16 protein-coding genes and 1 tRNA gene are annotated in these 16,005 nt (G+C 52.7%); 10 read left to right on the top strand and 7 right to left on the bottom strand.

Annotated features, from left to right (window positions below; all coding sequences use genetic code 11):
- The first annotated feature begins 105 nt into the window (after positions 1 to 105).
- The 3 genes from trxA to GM557_RS07700 all read left to right on the top strand — a co-directional run bounded on the left by trxA (position 106) and on the right by GM557_RS07700 (position 2,543).
- A complete protein-coding gene (gene trxA, locus GM557_RS07710) occupies positions 106 to 435 on the top strand; it encodes a thioredoxin TrxA (RefSeq protein WP_155573790.1) in 330 nt (109 codons plus the stop codon).
- A 143-nt stretch (positions 436 to 578) separates the two neighbouring features.
- Positions 579 to 1,793, top strand: a complete 1,215-nt coding sequence (gene rnd, locus GM557_RS07705; protein WP_155573789.1) for a ribonuclease D — start codon at positions 579 to 581, stop codon at positions 1,791 to 1,793.
- A gap of 90 nt (positions 1,794 to 1,883) precedes the next feature.
- On the top strand, positions 1,884 to 2,543 hold the full coding sequence (locus GM557_RS07700) for a GcrA family cell cycle regulator (RefSeq protein WP_196424625.1): 660 nt from the start codon (positions 1,884 to 1,886) through the stop codon (positions 2,541 to 2,543).
- A gap of 98 nt (positions 2,544 to 2,641) precedes the next feature.
- Here the strand turns inward: GM557_RS07700 and GM557_RS07695 are convergent, their stop codons facing one another.
- On the bottom strand, positions 2,642 to 3,142 hold the full coding sequence (locus tag GM557_RS07695) for a polymer-forming cytoskeletal protein (RefSeq protein ID WP_155573787.1): 501 nt from the start codon (positions 3,140 to 3,142) through the stop codon (positions 2,642 to 2,644).
- Between the two features lie 250 nt (positions 3,143 to 3,392).
- Between GM557_RS07695 and GM557_RS07690 the strand changes: the two genes are divergently transcribed.
- Positions 3,393 to 4,379, top strand: a complete 987-nt coding sequence (locus GM557_RS07690; protein ID WP_155573786.1) for an adenosine kinase — start codon at positions 3,393 to 3,395, stop codon at positions 4,377 to 4,379.
- A gap of 27 nt (positions 4,380 to 4,406) precedes the next feature.
- Here the strand turns inward: GM557_RS07690 and hpnK are convergent, their stop codons facing one another.
- The 4 genes from hpnK to GM557_RS07670 all read right to left on the bottom strand — a co-directional run bounded on the left by hpnK (position 4,407) and on the right by GM557_RS07670 (position 8,736).
- On the bottom strand, positions 4,407 to 5,243 hold the full coding sequence (hpnK, locus tag GM557_RS07685) for a hopanoid biosynthesis-associated protein HpnK (RefSeq protein ID WP_155573785.1): 837 nt from the start codon (positions 5,241 to 5,243) through the stop codon (positions 4,407 to 4,409).
- Positions 5,244 to 5,255: 12 nt separating this feature from the next.
- Positions 5,256 to 6,680, bottom strand: a complete 1,425-nt coding sequence (hpnJ, locus tag GM557_RS07680; protein WP_155573784.1) for a hopanoid biosynthesis associated radical SAM protein HpnJ — start codon at positions 6,678 to 6,680, stop codon at positions 5,256 to 5,258.
- Positions 6,681 to 6,764: 84 nt separating this feature from the next.
- Positions 6,765 to 7,955, bottom strand: coding sequence for a bacteriohopanetetrol glucosamine biosynthesis glycosyltransferase HpnI (gene hpnI / locus GM557_RS07675; RefSeq protein ID WP_155573783.1), 1,191 nt, complete (start codon positions 7,953 to 7,955; stop codon positions 6,765 to 6,767).
- A 121-nt stretch (positions 7,956 to 8,076) separates the two neighbouring features.
- Positions 8,077 to 8,736, bottom strand: coding sequence for an ABC transporter substrate-binding protein (locus tag GM557_RS07670; protein WP_155573782.1), 660 nt, complete (start codon positions 8,734 to 8,736; stop codon positions 8,077 to 8,079).
- A 351-nt stretch (positions 8,737 to 9,087) separates the two neighbouring features.
- Here GM557_RS07670 and hpnH point away from each other — a divergent pair, with 351 nt between their 5' ends.
- The 6 genes from hpnH (at position 9,088) to GM557_RS07640 (ending at position 13,972) form a co-directional block, all read left to right on the top strand.
- Positions 9,088 to 10,284 (top strand): adenosyl-hopene transferase HpnH, encoded by a 1,197-nt coding sequence (hpnH, locus tag GM557_RS07665; protein WP_155573781.1) that lies wholly within the window; start codon positions 9,088 to 9,090, stop codon positions 10,282 to 10,284.
- A gap of 71 nt (positions 10,285 to 10,355) precedes the next feature.
- Positions 10,356 to 11,648, top strand: a complete 1,293-nt coding sequence (locus GM557_RS07660; protein ID WP_155573780.1) for a hemolysin family protein — start codon at positions 10,356 to 10,358, stop codon at positions 11,646 to 11,648.
- Between the two features lie 248 nt (positions 11,649 to 11,896).
- A complete protein-coding gene (dksA, locus tag GM557_RS07655) occupies positions 11,897 to 12,310 on the top strand; it encodes an RNA polymerase-binding protein DksA (RefSeq protein WP_155573779.1) in 414 nt (137 codons plus the stop codon).
- Between the two features lie 58 nt (positions 12,311 to 12,368).
- Positions 12,369 to 12,443 (top strand) — tRNA-Thr (locus tag GM557_RS07650).
- A gap of 51 nt (positions 12,444 to 12,494) precedes the next feature.
- Complete coding sequence (locus GM557_RS07645) at positions 12,495 to 12,848, top strand: arsenate reductase (RefSeq protein WP_155573778.1); 354 nt, start codon at positions 12,495 to 12,497, stop codon at positions 12,846 to 12,848.
- Between the two features lie 83 nt (positions 12,849 to 12,931).
- A complete protein-coding gene (locus tag GM557_RS07640; protein ID WP_155573777.1) occupies positions 12,932 to 13,972 on the top strand; it encodes a hypothetical protein in 1,041 nt (346 codons plus the stop codon).
- 6 nt (positions 13,973 to 13,978) lie between these two features.
- On the opposite strand, the gene GM557_RS07635 is transcribed toward GM557_RS07640, so the two are convergent.
- Positions 13,979 to 15,523 carry a glycosyltransferase family 2 protein gene (locus tag GM557_RS07635; RefSeq protein ID WP_155573776.1) on the bottom strand — a complete coding sequence of 515 codons (1,545 nt, stop codon included), beginning with the start codon at positions 15,521 to 15,523 and terminating at the stop codon, positions 13,979 to 13,981.
- Positions 15,513 to 15,986: a hypothetical protein gene (locus GM557_RS07630; RefSeq protein ID WP_155573775.1), complete on the bottom strand. Its 474-nt coding sequence runs from the start codon at positions 15,984 to 15,986 to the stop codon at positions 15,513 to 15,515. The genes GM557_RS07635 and GM557_RS07630 overlap by 11 nt, the downstream gene beginning before the upstream one ends.
- Positions 15,987 to 16,005 lie beyond the last annotated feature (19 nt).

Raw genomic sequence — 16,005 nt, 5'->3', positions numbered from 1 at the left:
AAGAGCAAAGCTGCTTTGTTGAGTAGCCCAGTGGTCAGCGTCTCTGAACTATGGCAGGGACAACAGGATGTGAGAGTTTATAGAGAGTCCGAGGGGGAGTGTACGATGAGTGAACATACGATTGCAGTGACGGATCAAGCCTTTGAGAATGATGTGCTGAAGGCAGAAGGCTATGTTCTGGTGGATTTTTGGGCAGAATGGTGCGGCCCATGCCGGATGATTGCCCCAGCGTTAGAGGAAGTCGGCAAGGATTATAAAGGCCGTGTCACCGTTGCGAAGTTGGATATTGATGCTAACCCAGAGACACCAACAACCTTTGGTGTGCGGAGCATCCCGACCTTAATTCTCTTTAAGGAGGGTAAGCCCGTTGCGCAGCAGATGGGGGCATTGCCGAAGAGCCAGCTTAAAGTATGGTTGGACTCTCATATCGGTTAATCAGCCTGATGCGCTTTGCGCACTAAGGTAGAGATGAAAGCTCGGTAACAGGGAGGGGGTCTTCCTGCATTGCCGAGCTTTTTTATGGTGTTATCGTGCGGCAGAGAGATGGTCAGCTTTTGTAGGAGGGTGTAAGAGGGGGTATGTCTAAAAAGCGAGTGTTCCCGGCCCCTGTTATGATAACCACCTCTGCCGGGGTGGCCTCTATATGCGCTAAATTGCAGCATGAGCCTTTTGTTACGATAGATACGGAGTTTGTTAGGGAGAGGACCTATTGGCCACGTCTCTGCTTGGTACAGCTTGGCGGGGTAGATGATGTTGCCTTGATTGATACATGCGTACCGGGGATAGACCTCTCCCCTTTGGCGGCTTTGTTGGCTGAGCCAGATTGTGTGAAAGTTTTCCACGCAGCACGGCAAGATTTAGAGATTTTCCTGCATTTATTTGGGCGGTTGCCCGTTAATGTGTTTGATACACAAGTAGCGGCTATGGTTGCAGGTTTTGGGGAGCAAGTGGGGTATGATAACCTCGTAGTCTCCCTTACGGGGCAGTCGATTGATAAATCGCATCGTTTTAGTGATTGGGCGGCGCGTCCGCTCTCAAAAGCGCAAATTGCGTATGCAAGTGCTGATGTAACGCATCTGCGGGTGATTTATGAGATGCTCCTCCATCAGTTAGAGGAGCAAGGGCGGCTTGCATGGGTTAAGGATGAATTATCTGCTTTGGCAGATGAGCGTGTGTTCCGGCCTGATGTGCAAAAATTATGGAAGAAGCTAAAGCCACGGACGCATAACCGCAAAGTTCTTGCGATTTTGCGGGAGATTGTCGCATGGCGCGAAGGGGCAGCACAGCAAGAGGATGTCCCGCGTCAGCGCATTATTCGTGATGAAAGCTTGTTGGAGATTGCCGCAGTCCATCCGCATACTATAGCCCAGCTGATTCGGATTCGCGGGGTGACGGCGGAGTTTGCAGAAGGGCCGTTAGGGCGGGCTTTATTGGCAGCAGTGCAGCAAGGTGAGCAATGTCCAGAGGAAGCTCGGCCAGAGCTTCCCTCTCGCCGCAAAGGCGATGGCCCGCGCGCTCCGGCAGGAGTATTAGCCTTATTGAAGGTGCTTCTTACTGTGCGGAGTGAGGAAGGCAAGGTGGCCTCACGGCTTATTGCCTCTGCTGAGGAGCTGGAGCGTCTGGTCCAAGGAGAGCAGGACTTACCTGTCCTGACAGGGTGGCGGGCGCGTTTATTCGGCCGGGAGGCGCAAGCTCTTTTGCGTGGTGAGACCGTTTTATGTGTGGAAAAAGGGCAGTTGCGGATTATTGAGCGGGGGGCTCATGCCCCTATGAATATGGGGCAGAAAGGTTAGTTTTGAGCTAACCTTATTTTCCTGATAAAAGCGTAGCATAAGAGCCCCGTAACAACGCTACGGGCAGGAGTGGAGAGAGCAGCAATGGCTATGGAATGGACAGATGAGCTGATTGCTCGTCTTAAAGAATTGTGGGAGCAAGGTCTCTCCACAGCGGAGATTGGCCGTCAGCTTTCTATTACAAAAAATGCGGTTGTTGGTAAGGCTCATCGTCTTAACTTACCCTCGCGCCCGTCCCCCATCCGTAATAAAACCGCTACGGAGGGCGGGGCCAAGCCTGCGCGCCCGCGTGCTAGTCGTGCTAAAAAAACTGCTGAGGGAGAGGCCCCAGCTGCCACAGCGAAGCAGAAAAAGGCATCCGCTGTGACGGAGGAGCTGTTCGCTACGCCCCCTGTGGAGGAGAAGGCGAAGGTAGAAAAGCCGAAGAAGCTTGCCTCAAAGCCGCAGGAGGTGCCGGCGGTACCGCCTACCCCTCAAAAGACAGTTGCGGTTGATGAGCCAGCATTAAAGGATGTAGAGGAGGCGAGCCGCCCTGCCGTTGTGGCTGCGCCGCGTAAGGTTGCGCCGCCGCGCCGGGTACGGGAGGTGATGGATCGCTCCACACGACAAGGGCCAACATGCCAATGGCCCCATGGGGACCCCGGTACGCCGGAGTTTCATTTTTGTGGGGCTACCCCTCTTGCGGGCAAGCCTTATTGTGCTGAGCATGCGGCCATAGCTTATGTAAAGATTCGAGACCGCCGCCATTAAAATGGCCATATAAGCGGTACAAAAAAGCTGCCAGTCCTTTAAGGAAGCTGGCAGCTTTTTTGTAAGCTGAGGCCATAGCGTAACAGATAGAGCCGGGCTTAGGCGTGATGAGACTCGGTGCTATGTTTTTCGCTCTCATGATGGTGGGACACGTTATGGTCTTTATTGCCGGGGAGGGCTGAGGTAATCATGCCCAACTTCCCTGTGACTTGGCCGCCTTCATCGACCTGCAAGCGGCGACATTCTGCATTGCCGAGTAGCCGCCCACTAGTGCGGATAGTAAGCATATTGCGGACAGTGAGGTCACCTTCTAGTGTGCCAGCAACTTCAGCCGTTCCCGCTTCTGCTGAACCATGAAAGTGCCCGTCAGGGGCGATGATAAGTTCTTTCACCGTTAAATGTTCTACAGCAACTGTTCCTTCGACAATGAGACGTTCAATATTCTCAATCGAGCCGCGGATGGTAATGCTGTTATGGACGATGAGAGTCCGCGCATTGTCAACTGTGCGTGTTTTTTCTTGGTGATTATTGCGGTTGGGGGTTATCCGCTGGCGGGGAGCGGGACCCGGCATAGGGGAGGGGGGAGTAGGTAGAGACATGATTTCCTTTAATCAGGCGATAGAGTAGCACGCAATAACGGCACATCTCCTAAGGGGAGCCATGCCGAACTCTGCCCTGTCATCAGGCGTATCCCTAAAATAGAGGGAAGTCGTGCCCTTGGCTAGGTAATCCATGCAGGTAAGTGCATCTTTTCCTTATCACGAGAGGATAAAGAGAGATGGCTCTACAAGGTCTGAAGGTTATGGTAGGGAATATTTAATGTCAGACTATAAAAGAAAGTGACCTATCATGTCCGCTACCCCTCCGAAATATGACCTTTTATGCATTGGCAATGCCATCGTGGATGTGCTGGCAACTGTCACGCCAGAGCTGTTGGCAGAGTTTGGGGCTGTACCGGGGAGCATGACGCTCATTGATGCTGCTACCATGGCAAAGTTGGAGCAGCGTATCCATATCGAGCATGTAGCAGGGGGTGGCTCAGCAGCGAATAGTGTGGTTGTTGCTGCGCGTATGGGGGTAAAAACAGCTTATCTTGGTAAGGTTGCAGCCGATAAAGCGGGCGAGGATTTTACAGCGGATTTACGCAAACAGGGTATAGATGTCCCCTCCACGCCCCTAGCGGCTGGCGAGGCTATTCCTACAGCGCGTTGCATTGTGTTGATTACGCCCGATGGCCAACGCACGATGTTTACATATCTAGGGGCTTGTGTGGAGTTCACACCCCATGATGTTTTAGAGAATATCGTGGCCGAGTCGGCTATTACCTACCTTGAGGGTTATTTATTTGATCGCCCCCAAGCGCAGGAGGCTTTTTATCAGGCAGCCCGTTTAGCGCATAAAGCGGGGCGTAAGGTCTCTTTAACGCTCTCTGATAGTTTCTGCATCCAACGTCATCAGGCAGCTTTCCGGGATTTTGTGGCAGAATCGGTTGATATCCTCTTTGCCAATGAGGCTGAGATTCTCGCCCTTTACGAGACAGAGACGCTTGATGATGCTTTAAAAGCCCTCTCTCATGATGTTGCCCTTGGTGTTGTGACCCGTGGGGAGAAGGGGGCTGTTATCCAAGCGGGTGAGGAACGGCACGATGTCCCCACTAAGCCGGTGAAGCTGGTTGATACAACTGGTGCGGGTGATGCTTTTGCAGCGGGCTTCCTCGCAGGCTATAGCCGCCATCATTCTCTTGTGGAGTCTGCGCGGTTAGGCAATGAGGCTGCAGGCCATGTGATTGCTCGCCTTGGTGGTCGTCCAGGTGCGGATTTTGCCCTTAAAGCCTAAGGCGTAGCACTAGGGGGCGCGGTGTGTTTACAGCGCGTCCCATGTTGTCAGTTGGATGTTATGTGGGGCGAGTAACGCGCGCGTAGCAGGGTCTGTTAAGGCAGCTAGCTCTTGCTCTGGCTGATAGCCGGGCATGAGGGCAGCCATTTGTGCGTTTTGGCTCTTGGCAGGGTGGAAATAAATCTCACTCACCCCGGCAGGGAGTTGAGGGATGAGGCGTTGGATGCGCTCTGGCGTCATATGGCCAGACCACCGCAAACCAAAGCAGGAATCGTTGGTTTTCATCCCGGCTTTCCAAATTTGCCAGCGTAGGACACGCGTCCATTGCTCCAACGCGCGGTCACCTAGGTGAGGCGTTTCCCCCAAGGGGCCCGCAGGTTCCATAGGTGTGCGAACGGCCTTTAACCCATAGATTTTGCCCGTTTGGAGCAGTAAATGCCCGATTGTGGGATGGAGATGCATATGCTTATGCGCATTGGCATGGTCCAACCGCAGCCCTGTGCGTGCAAATTGCTGGAATTGAGCGTGGATTTCCTTCTTTAACGCAGAGCGCGTGGTGGGAGAGAAGAAATATTGAAAGCCCAGCCCTACTTGATTCCGACCAAACCAGCCTTTTTCATCCGTAATAACAGGCAGATGCAGGCAGGAATCGCCCTCTATAACGACAAGATGTAACCCCAACCGGAGGTCTGGCATACGTTGGGCACGGCGTAGAGCGTCCTCAAAAGCCGGGGCGGCAACCATGAGGCTTGCCGTGCTGAGGAGGCCTTTGCGATGGGCCTCCTCAATCGCCTCATTGACCTCCACACTCATACCGAAATCATCGGCAGAGAAAATAACACGGCGTTGTGTAGAGGTATTCATGCGGCGTTTGCCTTAGGCAGAATGACGCTGACGGAGGAACTGGAAGAACTCCACACCCTCACGCAAGCGGCGTTTGAGCATTTGTGGGTCTGTTGCCATCTCCTTGACGATAGCGAAAATCTTGGAAGGGCGGAAATAGAACTCCTTATAGAAGGTCTCCACGCTCTTAAAGATTTCCGTATGGGAGAGATGGGGGTAATGCAGCGGGGCAATCTGCACACCATTCTCGTCAATCAGCTCAGCTTCATCAAGATTCAGCCAGCCATTCTCAGAGGCCTGCTTATGCAGGAATGTCCCCGGATAAGGAGCTGCGAGAGAGACCTGTAATGTGTGCGGGTCAATCTCTTTAGCATATTGGATGGTTTCGCGGATGGTCTCGCGTGTTTCACCGGGCAGACCAACAATGAAGGTCCCGTGAATCTTAATGCCCAGCTTGTGGCAGTTTTTGGTGAACTCACGCGCTGTCTCAATCCGCATACCTTTTTTGATGTTATGCAGGATTTGTTGATTGCCGCTCTCATACCCTACCAGCAGCAAGCGTAAGCCGTTATCACGCAGAACTTTTAGCGTGTCATAAGGGACATTGGCTTTAGCATTGCAGGACCATGTTACACCCAGCTTGCCCAGCTCCCGTGCGATGGCCTCTGCGCGGGGGAGGTCATCGGTGAAGGTATCATCATCAAAGAAGAACTCTTTCACCTGCGGGAAGTATTTCATCGCAAGCTTAATTTCAGCGGCTACATGCTCTGGGCTGCGGGTACGGTAGCGGTGCCCACCCACAGTTTGCGGCCAAAGGCAGAAGGTGCAGCGGGACTTACACCCACGGCCTGTATAGATGGAGATATAAGGATGCTTGAGATAACCGATGAAGTAATCTTCAATCCGTAGGTCGCGCTTATAAACCTCCGTTACGAAGGGGAGGCTATCCATATCCTCAATCATCGCACGGTCTTTATTGGTGATAATCTCACCATTTTCATTACGCCATGTGATGCCATCAACCTCTGCGAGAGGTTTCCCCTCGGCAATCTCTTTGATGGTGAAGTCGAACTCATTGCGGGCTACGAAGTCGATCGGGCTGCCTTGGGCAAGGCTCTCATCGGGCTGGACGGCAACTTTTGCGCCAACCATACCAATCTTCAGCTTCGGGTTGGCGTCCTTCAGCATTTGTGCCACGCGGACATCAGAGGGGAAGGAGGGTGTGGAGGTGTGCATGATGACGAGATCACGATTCTTCACATCCTCAAGGATAGGCCCCATGCCCATTTTAGCCGGTGGAGCGTCAATCAAGCGAGAGCCGGGGACCATTGCTGCAGGTTGGGCCAACCATGTAGGATACCAGAAGGAGCGAATCTCTCGCTTCGCCTGATAACGTGAGCCAGCACCACCATCAAAGCCGTCGAAGGATGGGGGCTGTAGAAACAATGTTCTCAACATGTATGGACACTCCTGATAATGTCGGGCCTGTCAACGCCGGTTTCGTTGATCAGGATTAAGGGGCACGATCGTTGTTGGGGTTCGTTATAGGGACTTCGTACGTGTTTTGCCACGGGAGATGTGCATTGTCTGCCCCCGCCATGTTACACGCGAGCCACGGGCACTTCCGAGCATCACACAAGCAGAGAGGCAGTCTCGGAATATAAGGAAAGGGAAAATGCCGGGTAAAGCGCAGTTTGTCAGGTGGTTAATGCGCCGTGTCACGGCTCCACGGCAGAGCATCCCTCCTATCAACAAGCCCCATGAAAAACGGCGCGATGGTGCAAAAAGGACACACAACACCCCCCAGAAAAGCGGTAACTGTAGGACAGAAAGCCCATATCCAAGAGGCTCCACACTCCGAACCGTTCGTCCCCAGCGTAGCTCATGGGTGAAAAGGTCCTTTAGGGAGGTCTCGGTGATAGTCGTCTGGCATAAAGTCCGCGCAAGGGCAATCTCCCCCCCATTACGGCGGATAAGCTGGCCTAGCACGGCATCATCAGCGACATGAGAGACAAGGGCCTCAAACCCACCAATCTGTTGTAAATGCGTTCGTTTGAGGGCCATCGTAGCCCCGAGGCAATCTTGACGCCCCATGAGGCGGGACATCATCACACCGGGGAGGAAGTTGGTGTTAATGCTATGGGCGCCCAACATGCGGATGAGGCTGGGGCTAGCAGGTAAGCCCGCATATAGTGTGGTTACAAGCTGAACCTTCTCTTGTTGGAATGCTTCAACAATATGCGTGATGTAATCTGGGCTGACATGAATATCGGAATCAGAGATGATCAAAATGTCATGTCGGCAAGAGGGATACATATTGATGAGGTTACTGATCTTACGATTAGGGCCATGTAAGGCATCATCAATAATGATTGTTACATCGTGATGAGGATAACGCTGCTGGAGGCGGCGAATTACCGGTAGAGCCGTATCATCTTCTTTATGTAGGCCGAAGATGATTTGATAGGATGGGTAATCCTGCTGGAAGAAGCTTTCTAATGCGTCTTCAAGGCGTGGCTCATCCCCATGTACCGGCTTCATGAGCGTAACGCTGGGGCTTAGAGCCTCTTGGTTGTGAGAGGAAGCCTCGCGCTGATAGGGGGCAGGCCGACCGGGGATGCGCACATTCTGGCAGAAACGAGAGAGTAAGCTTGTCCCGATGAGATTCTGCACATGCCCCGCTAGTGAAAAAGCTCCGCTCAGGGCGGAGGCTATCGCAAAGAGTGGGGCCATCAATCAAGATACCTCATGAGAATGGAGGGAAGGACGTTTTTCTAAGCTTTTCATCACGTCTGCCCAGCGGAGTGGGATACAAATTATAATGTAGGTGGACGTGATGAAAAGCTATCGCAAATTATTCGCGGAGGAAATCGTCAGCTTTGGTGGTGAGGCTACGCGCTAGGCCGTTTGCTCCTTTCTCGTTGAAGATTGTCTTAAAATCAGCCCGTTGAGCAGCAACTTGGCTGATATGACCATCTAGCAAAATATCGGTGATGCGCCAGCCGTCGGGACCTTGGGCCATGACATAGTCAATGGGTGTTGGTGTCCCATTAGGGTCATCTTTCCCGCCGATAGTGGTGTGGACGATGGTCCGTCCATCCTGCTGGATCGTGTTTACAACGGTAAAGACAGCATCTGTTCCCGGCTTAAAGGTAGAGACATAACGCGCTACGGTGAAATGTTTAAAAGCTGCCAATAGGTCGTTTTTTTCAGCAGTAGAAAGATGGTCGTAATGTAGCCCGATGGAGCGTTTGAGGATGGACTCCATATCAAAAGCATGCTCAACGAACGGCGCGATCATTGCGCTGCGTTTGCTCATATTGGCAGAGGAATGTTCAGACTTATCCAAGGCCTTATATAAGGCTTCTATCGGGGCTTGTGGCGTTGTAGCAACAGGGGTGGCAGATGCCGAACTCCGGCTTGCCAGTGCGGGATGAACCCCAAGAGTGGAGACAGTCCCTATAGCGAGGGCCATCATTCCAAGGGAAGAGATAAGACAACGTTTCATGGACATGCTCTTTCCTCCTATGCGTCCTTTTATGCAAGAGGCGATGGGGCAGTTTGCAAGGGTACGCCTTGCAGGATTTCGTATAACTGTGTTGAATCTGCTACAGTTAGCGAGACAGTATAGCGCATTGCCGCCGGATAAACGAGTCCACAGTAAGAAGGAAAAGAGAGAATCTTCCACCGAATCCTCTAGTGAGGGTGTAGGGCTTAGTTCGTTAAGCTTGCATTTCTGCGCTGCTTCTGCGAGAGGGAGCGATGCAGGCCCGGCAGATATCGTTCTGGCGCGTCTGTCGGGCTATGTGCCACGGGTGTTCTGATACCGTGATTCAGCTCAGGAAGATATTATCAGAGGATTATAATGGCCGTACCATTGATGCAGGCTGTCCGAGTTGGACGGTACGTTCTCAAGCAGCACCTCACAGGGCGCAAGCGTTACCCGCTTGTGTTGATGCTTGAGCCGCTGTTCCGCTGCAATTTGGCTTGCGCGGGCTGTGGCAAGATTGATTATCCAGCGAAGATTCTTAACCAGCGTATGAGCTATCAAGAATGTCTTGATGCGGATACTGAAGCTGGTGCCCCAGTGATTGCTGTGGCGGGGGGAGAGCCCCTCTTACATAAAGAGATGCCACAGATTATTGCGGGCCTCGTGGCGCGTAAAAAATATGTGTATCTCTGCACGAATGGCCTTTTGCTAGAGAAGAAGATCGATGACTATAAACCATCACCTTTCTTCTCGTGGGACATCCATCTCGATGGTGACCAGCAGATGCATGATTCGTCCGTCTGCCAAGAAGGGGTGTATGATCGTGCGGTGAAGGCCATTAAATTGGCAAAATCCAAAGGCTTCCGCGTCTCTATTAACTGCACCTTGTTTGATGGTGCTAAGCCAGAGCGTGTTGCAGCTTTTTTTGATGAAGTCATGCGCCTAGGCGTTGATGGTGTGATGACAGCACCGGGCTATGCTTATGAGCGTGCCCCGGACCAAGAGCACTTCCTTAATCGCCAAAAGACGAAGACCCTTTTCCGGGATATTTTCCGCTTGGGTAAGGGCCATAAATGGCGGTTTACGCAGTCTCCTTTGTTCCTCAACTTCTTAGCAGGCAACGAGACATATCATTGTACCCCATGGGGTAAGCCGTTGCGGACCGTCTTTGGTTGGCAGCGTCCTTGCTATTTGTTGGGTGAAGGTTACGCTAAGACCTTCAAGGAGCTGATGGATGATACAGCGTGGGACCAGTACGGTACCGGTGCGTATGAGAAATGCGCCGATTGTATGGTCCATTCTGGCTATGAATCCACAGCGGTGATGGATGCAGTGCAGCGTCCTTGGCATTTCATCAAAGTAGCGTTGCAAGGGCCAGAGACGGAAAAGCCCATGGCTCCGGAGATATCGTTAGCGAATCAGCGGCCTGCCTCTTACGGGTATGATGCTGAGGTAGCGCGCCAGATGGAGCGGCTTGAAGGCGAGGACGCTAAGCGCGGCAAACCGGCTCGTGGTCCACGCGTACGCATTAACGGGCAGAGTGAAAGCCCAGCCCCGGCCCCGGCAAAGTAGGGCCATATTTCCTGCTCTGATTTTCTCGTCATTACCTTGTGATGGCGGGCTTATCAGGGCAGGATAGTTTTATGATGATTCCTATCCTTATAATTATTCTGCTCATCGTCCTTAATGGTGTTTTCGCCACGGGTGAGCTAGCTCTTATCTCTGCCAAACGCGCCCGGTTGTCCCATCTTGCACAAACAAAAGTTGCTGGGGCAGAGCGTGCATTAAAGCTGGCGGAAAATCCTCAAAACTTTTTGCCGACTGTGCAGATAGGTATGACCCTTGTCTCTATCTTGGAGGGGGCATTTGGGGGCAGCCAGATTGAGGAATCACTTCAGCATTACATTGAGCATTGGGCTATTTTTCAACCATTTGCTGGTGAGCTATCCATCATTATTGTGGTGGCGTGTATCACGTTTGCCATGCTGGTCTTTGGGGAGCTTGTGCCCAAACAAATCGCATTGCAGCGACCAGAGGCTATAGCCATTCATCTCTCTGCGCCGCTTTTGGCCTTATCTTGGTGTACGCGCCCGGTTGTGTGGTTGCTCAGTAAGACCTCTAATTGTGTGCTGCAACTTGTGGGGATAGGCTCTCTCCCGCGTGCCACTGTAACGGAGGAGGAGCTTAAAGCCGTCCTGCAAGAGGGAATGCAAGCGGGGATTTTGGAAACGGAGGAGCGTGAGATTATCGAGCGTCTGCTTCGCTTAGCGGATCGTCCCGTTCGTGCGATTATGACGCCACGCAATGAGCTGTTTTGGATAGACCGTAATGCGGATGAGGAGACGCTGGTTAGTAAGTTGCGGCAGTCTTCTTACGGGCGGATTGTTGTTTGTGAGGACAATGTGGACCATCCAGTCGGTGTGATGCTGGCTAAGGATGTGATGGACCGACTGTTGTTAGGTTTGCCCCTTTCGATTGATGCTGTATTGCGCACCCCGCCCGCTATTCCAGATAGCCTTACAGCTCAAGGGATGATTGAGCGTTTGAAGGGGATTTCCCTCGGTATAGTCTTTGTCTTTGATGAATATGGCTCTTTTGAAGGCATCGTTACACCCTCTGATGTTTTTGAGGCGATTATTGGGGATGAGGCCTTAGATGCGTCCTCTCAAAAACGGCATGAGGTGGATGGGAAAGAGGAATATATCCTTGATGGTTTCATGCCGATTGATGATGTATGCACACGGCTGGACCTACCCCCAATGGTTGAGGATGGGCGGTATCATACATTAGGCGGGGCTTTGATGGCTCTATTACGCCGTGTCCCTGCGCAGGGGGATAAGGTGGTGTTCTCTGGCTGGTTGTTTGAAGTGTTAGAGACAGAACGCCGCCGTGTTGTGAGGGTGCGTGTTAGCCGCCGCGCGTTGGCACAAAATTAATGCGTTATCAGGGTGAACTTGCTGCCTTTGTAGAGAATATGCGTTCTTTCATAAAGGGTGTTTTTATTTAAGTGGCTATGGGCATCAATTATTAAACTATTATTAAAATAATGAAGATTTCCTAAAAAACCTCCTAATCTACCTTGCGTGCTTTTTTGAGAGCGATATAAACCGAGGCAACATCCTTTCTGCTAGTGCGCTGTAGCAGCTCTGTGGGAAAGGTAGCGTGTTGTGAGGAGACGTTGCACATGATTACGCTTTCACCCGACTATCGTCCTTCTGAGGATGAAGAGTTTATGAATGAACGGCAATTAGCGTATTTTAAGCAAAAATTGCTGCATTGGCGGATGGACCTTCTCAAAGAGGCGGGGGAGACGTTAGCGAGTCTTTCCGAAGGGGGCATCCACGAGGCTGATCTAACAGACCGCGCAACAGTGGAGACGGACCGTGCTTTTGAGCTAAGAACGCGTGACCGTGCGCGTAAGTTAATCATCAAGATTGATATGGCGTTGGCACGGATTGAGGATGGGTCTTACGGTTATTGTGAGGAGACAGGCGAGCCTATCGGTCTGCAACGTCTGGAGGCACGGCCTATTGCCATATTGTCGCTAGAAGCACAAGAACGGCATGAGCGGCACGAAAAGATTTATCGTGATGACTAATTAAGGGTTGCACGGAGAGGGCGAACAGGCTAGGTAACCCGCCATAGGTTTTCGCAAGGCTGCTGTAGCTCAGTGGTAGAGCACTCCCTTGGTAAGGGAGAGGTCGCGAGTTCAATCCTCGCCAGCAGCACCATGATGAGACCATCTCCCCCTTTTAGAGTTCTTTTGCAAGAAAGCCGCCTTCATGGCTGATGTGATTACCCTTTACGGGATTAAGACCTGCTCCACCGTTAAGAAGGCTATGAAATGGCTGGAGGAGGCAGAGATACCCTTCCACTACCATGATGTCCGTAAGGATGGTGTGACCTCGGCTTTGCTAGAGGCATGGTGCGCTACAGTGGGGTGGGAGAAGCTGTTGAATCGCTCTAGCCTGACCTTCCGTCGTTTGGATGAGGCGGAGAAAGAAGGGTTGGATGAAGCGAAAGCTGTGGCTCTCATGCTGGCTCATCCGACTTTGATTCGCCGCCCTGTTACGGTGAAGGGTGAGCAGATGATGGTGGGGTTTAAGCCAGAACTTTATGAGGCCTTTTTCGCTTAAAGCAATGTGGTCTCGCTCTTTGTTTTTTAGGATGCTACAAGGCCCCTTTTCTGGGGCCTTTATTGTTGGAGGAGGGGTAAGTCATGGAGGTATTTTCACGGCGTATTCCTTCTCCCCCAAGGCGAGAGGGGGAGGCAGCGTATCCCCTTTTTGCGCCGGAGCAGGTTTTAACGCTCTTTCAGCGGCGATGCGCGGATATATGCAGCCGGTTTGAGGAGTGGCGTACACCGATACGTGTAAAGGGCGTGATAGGTGAGATCCCCGTTGAGCGTTGGCGGCGGCGGGAGGCAACCCCGTTGCTAGATGCCCATACAGGGGCGGCTCTTTTGTTGGAGATTCCCCCTGCTTTGGTAGCGGAAGAAGGCTTGCGCACGGGCGAGACGGTACAGGTCATAGGGGTGTTGCGCGCCCACGCGCAACAAGGGCAGCTCACATTACGAATGGATGTTCTTTCCCTTACGCGTGATGCGCTGGAGGAGGCTCATCGCCAGAGTGAGATGGTGATGGAGCTTATGCGTAGTCTCCCACCACGTCGGCGTGCCTTTCCTACGCAGGAGGGGGCCCGGATGCTACTGCTTGGCCTTGGTGTGGGTAGCGAGCGGCTGGCCCATATGGTGCATGCTCTTGGGGGATTATGGTCGGAGCGCAACGTGACGTTACGCGCCGTCTCCGAAGCGGAAGGGCCGGAGGCTCTACAGAACTTATCGCAGATAGAGCATGAGATTATATTTTTGATTATGGCAAAGGGGCATCTTTCTGCATGGGAGCAGCCCGCATGTATTAAGGCCCTATCGCGCTGCCCAGCTTATCGTATTCTAGCTTGCGATGGCGGAGGCGATGAACAGGAGGGAGGGACCCTTTTAGCGCATTTAGTGGAGCAGTATTTCACAACGCCGTTAGAGGCCGCAGAGTTTATCCGGTATCAGAGTGTGGAACATCGCCAGAGGCAGGATGAGGAACGTGCTCATCAAGAAGAAGTAGAGGCATTGCGGACAAGCCTTGCCGCTCTTACCCAACGTCCTACCGAAGGGCCGCCCCGCCTTTCTATGCTCGCCCTTACCCTTGGTGTGGTTTTGGGGGTGAGCCTTATAGTAGCGGGGCGTTGGTTTTTAGGGCTGTTTTAGCCGCATTTATGGTAGAAAAGCAGGCCGTGCAGTAAAGCGGGGCAAGAACTCCTCCAGCATGGGGGCTAATGTGCGTAAATGCTGTGCGGAATCAGGTGATAACAGCAATAGCGCGCGTTGTAGGTCTTGCGGCTGGGTATGGGCATGGCCTGCTACCCAAAGGAGCAACCCGCGTACGCTGAGGCCATCTTCTTCATCCATAGGGGGAAGCGGCGTAAAGAGCATGGAGGGTGGCACGGCAGCGGGAATCATTTCCAACGGGGTGCTGGCATGGCCCGTTTCGTGCGGCAAATGGATGCTGCGCGTTTTAGGGTCGAAGCTGATACGCAAACTAGTCATGCTGAAGGGACAAGGCGCATCCCCAAGGGTAAAGGGCGTTTCATCTTGCGTATAAAGCGTAAGGAGATGCGGGATGCTCTCCTGCCAGAAGCCTGCAAAGGGGCGGTGTTGTTCTGGTGGGTCACATTCCAGTAACTGCCCCTCAGATGTGCGGAGGAGAATCGTACGACCAGGATTATAAGGAGCGGCGACTTGCGGGTTGAGGGCAAGCATATCCTCTAAGGAGGGGCGTACGCGGTCATAATGGAAGGCATCATGGCGGACATGGTCTTCCAAAGTGAGGTCATGGTCTTGCAAAAACCATTCAGCCCGTTTTTCGTCTAATTGTTGTGCTGCAAGCTCACGCAAGCGTGCCAACCCGGAGATGAGGGCACTCTCTCGCATCTGGTTAGCAAGCTGACGCATATGCACAATTTTGTCATGCGCTGGTGTGGTTATCTGCTCATTACGGTCATAATGAGCGCGCATAGCGGGGGGAAGCTCGGCCTCATCATGCGCTTGGGCACAGATATAATGTTGGATACAACCGCCTTGCCACGGGGCCACAAGTAAGTCAGCGTCATCAGGACGGTATGGCTGCCCATCAGCCCGGATGATGGCCTCGGAGGGGAGGTCAAGCAGGTGCGGATTCGTCAGAGCTTCGGGTTTAGCCAAATGATCGAGTCGGGCGAGCAAACGGACAAAATGATGGTCGTGGAATGATTCTGGGGCATGCCACGGATAATTGGCAACAATATGACCAGGCGGGGGACGAAGTTGTCCCGCCGTCCCATAAATACGCCAGTGAAGGGCAATCGCCGCCGTATCTTCTTGAACTTTTTGGAGGAGAGAATCTAGCTCATGCTCTGGGTTAAGATACTCGTCTGCATCAAGAATCGCGACCCAATTTTCAGCTATATCGCTCTCATCGTCACTATCAGGCTGGTCTAGCTCTTGTGTGATGTGGCGCAGATGAGCGAGGGCATGACGTGTAAGCTCTAAGCGGCGTTTCTCGGCGGGGAGAGTCTCATCCAACTCCACAGGATGCCACGAGATAGGCCAGTCTGCTTGGTAAGCTTGGCTTATCTGACGCGCATTATCAAAGGCTCCAGCATCAATAATGGCAATATGTTCGACTCCTAAGGCCAAATGCCATGCGAGCCATCCCGGTAGGGTATGGTCAGCTTTTTTAAGGAGGAGAGCGCAGGTAAGACGGGGACGCCTAGCGGACATAAATACGCACCATGTTGCTATGGACGGTGGGATCGGTACTCACACGCATATCCAATTGGATAGGACGCGCACCCGCAGCCAATATGTGATTAGCGACAGGGGAGACCAAGTTCTGCGTGAGAGTGTGTAAGGTTTCTCTTTCAGCTTCCGGTGTTTTTTGCATAGGTGCTATGCCTTGGACGGTAAAGAGGATGTTGCTTTTCCGGCTGAGAGCGAGCTTTGCGGCTTTTTCTACCGCTGGGCCGTATTCTTCCTCTGGTGTACCTTCAATAATTTGCAGGAAGGCAGGCTTACCGGGAGCTGCGACTGGCAAAGCAGGGGCCGCAACGCGCGGGGGCCTACCCGCCTGCGGGTCGAAGGTGCGTTGATCAATCGGATTACAGCCCCAAAGAGGGGTTGCCAGCAGCGCAAAAAGAGCGGTGCGGGTCCATAAAGCGGAACGGTGGGTATAGAAAACCATCATAGATGACTTACTCGCAGGA

It is taken from the genome of Bombella sp. ESL0385 (assembly GCF_009725755.1).
Classification (GTDB): Bacteria; Pseudomonadota; Alphaproteobacteria; order Acetobacterales; family Acetobacteraceae; genus Bombella; species Bombella pollinis.
Note: the sequence above shows the minus strand (reverse complement) of the source record. Positions and strands in the feature narration are given on the sequence as shown.

Coding starts and splice junctions, on each gene's coding strand:
- GM557_RS07645 (WP_155573778.1), top strand. CDS start 12,495: ATGGCTGATGTGATTACCCTTTACGGGATTAAGACCTGCTCCACCGTT.
- hpnI (WP_155573783.1), bottom strand. CDS start 7,955: ATGGCCCCACTCTTTGCGATAGCCTCCGCCCTGAGCGGAGCTTTTTCA.
- hpnH (WP_155573781.1), top strand. CDS start 9,088: ATGGCCGTACCATTGATGCAGGCTGTCCGAGTTGGACGGTACGTTCTC.
- GM557_RS07640 (WP_155573777.1), top strand. CDS start 12,932: ATGGAGGTATTTTCACGGCGTATTCCTTCTCCCCCAAGGCGAGAGGGG.
- trxA (WP_155573790.1), top strand. CDS start 106: ATGAGTGAACATACGATTGCAGTGACGGATCAAGCCTTTGAGAATGAT.
- GM557_RS07660 (WP_155573780.1), top strand. CDS start 10,356: ATGATGATTCCTATCCTTATAATTATTCTGCTCATCGTCCTTAATGGT.
- rnd (WP_155573789.1), top strand. CDS start 579: ATGTCTAAAAAGCGAGTGTTCCCGGCCCCTGTTATGATAACCACCTCT.
- hpnK (WP_155573785.1), bottom strand. CDS start 5,243: ATGAATACCTCTACACAACGCCGTGTTATTTTCTCTGCCGATGATTTC.
- GM557_RS07635 (WP_155573776.1), bottom strand. CDS start 15,523: ATGTCCGCTAGGCGTCCCCGTCTTACCTGCGCTCTCCTCCTTAAAAAA.
- GM557_RS07670 (WP_155573782.1), bottom strand. CDS start 8,736: ATGTCCATGAAACGTTGTCTTATCTCTTCCCTTGGAATGATGGCCCTC.
- dksA (WP_155573779.1), top strand. CDS start 11,897: ATGATTACGCTTTCACCCGACTATCGTCCTTCTGAGGATGAAGAGTTT.
- GM557_RS07695 (WP_155573787.1), bottom strand. CDS start 3,142: ATGTCTCTACCTACTCCCCCCTCCCCTATGCCGGGTCCCGCTCCCCGC.
- GM557_RS07690 (WP_155573786.1), top strand. CDS start 3,393: ATGTCCGCTACCCCTCCGAAATATGACCTTTTATGCATTGGCAATGCC.
- GM557_RS07630 (WP_155573775.1), bottom strand. CDS start 15,986: ATGATGGTTTTCTATACCCACCGTTCCGCTTTATGGACCCGCACCGCT.
- hpnJ (WP_155573784.1), bottom strand. CDS start 6,680: ATGTTGAGAACATTGTTTCTACAGCCCCCATCCTTCGACGGCTTTGAT.
- GM557_RS07700 (WP_196424625.1), top strand. CDS start 1,884: ATGGAATGGACAGATGAGCTGATTGCTCGTCTTAAAGAATTGTGGGAG.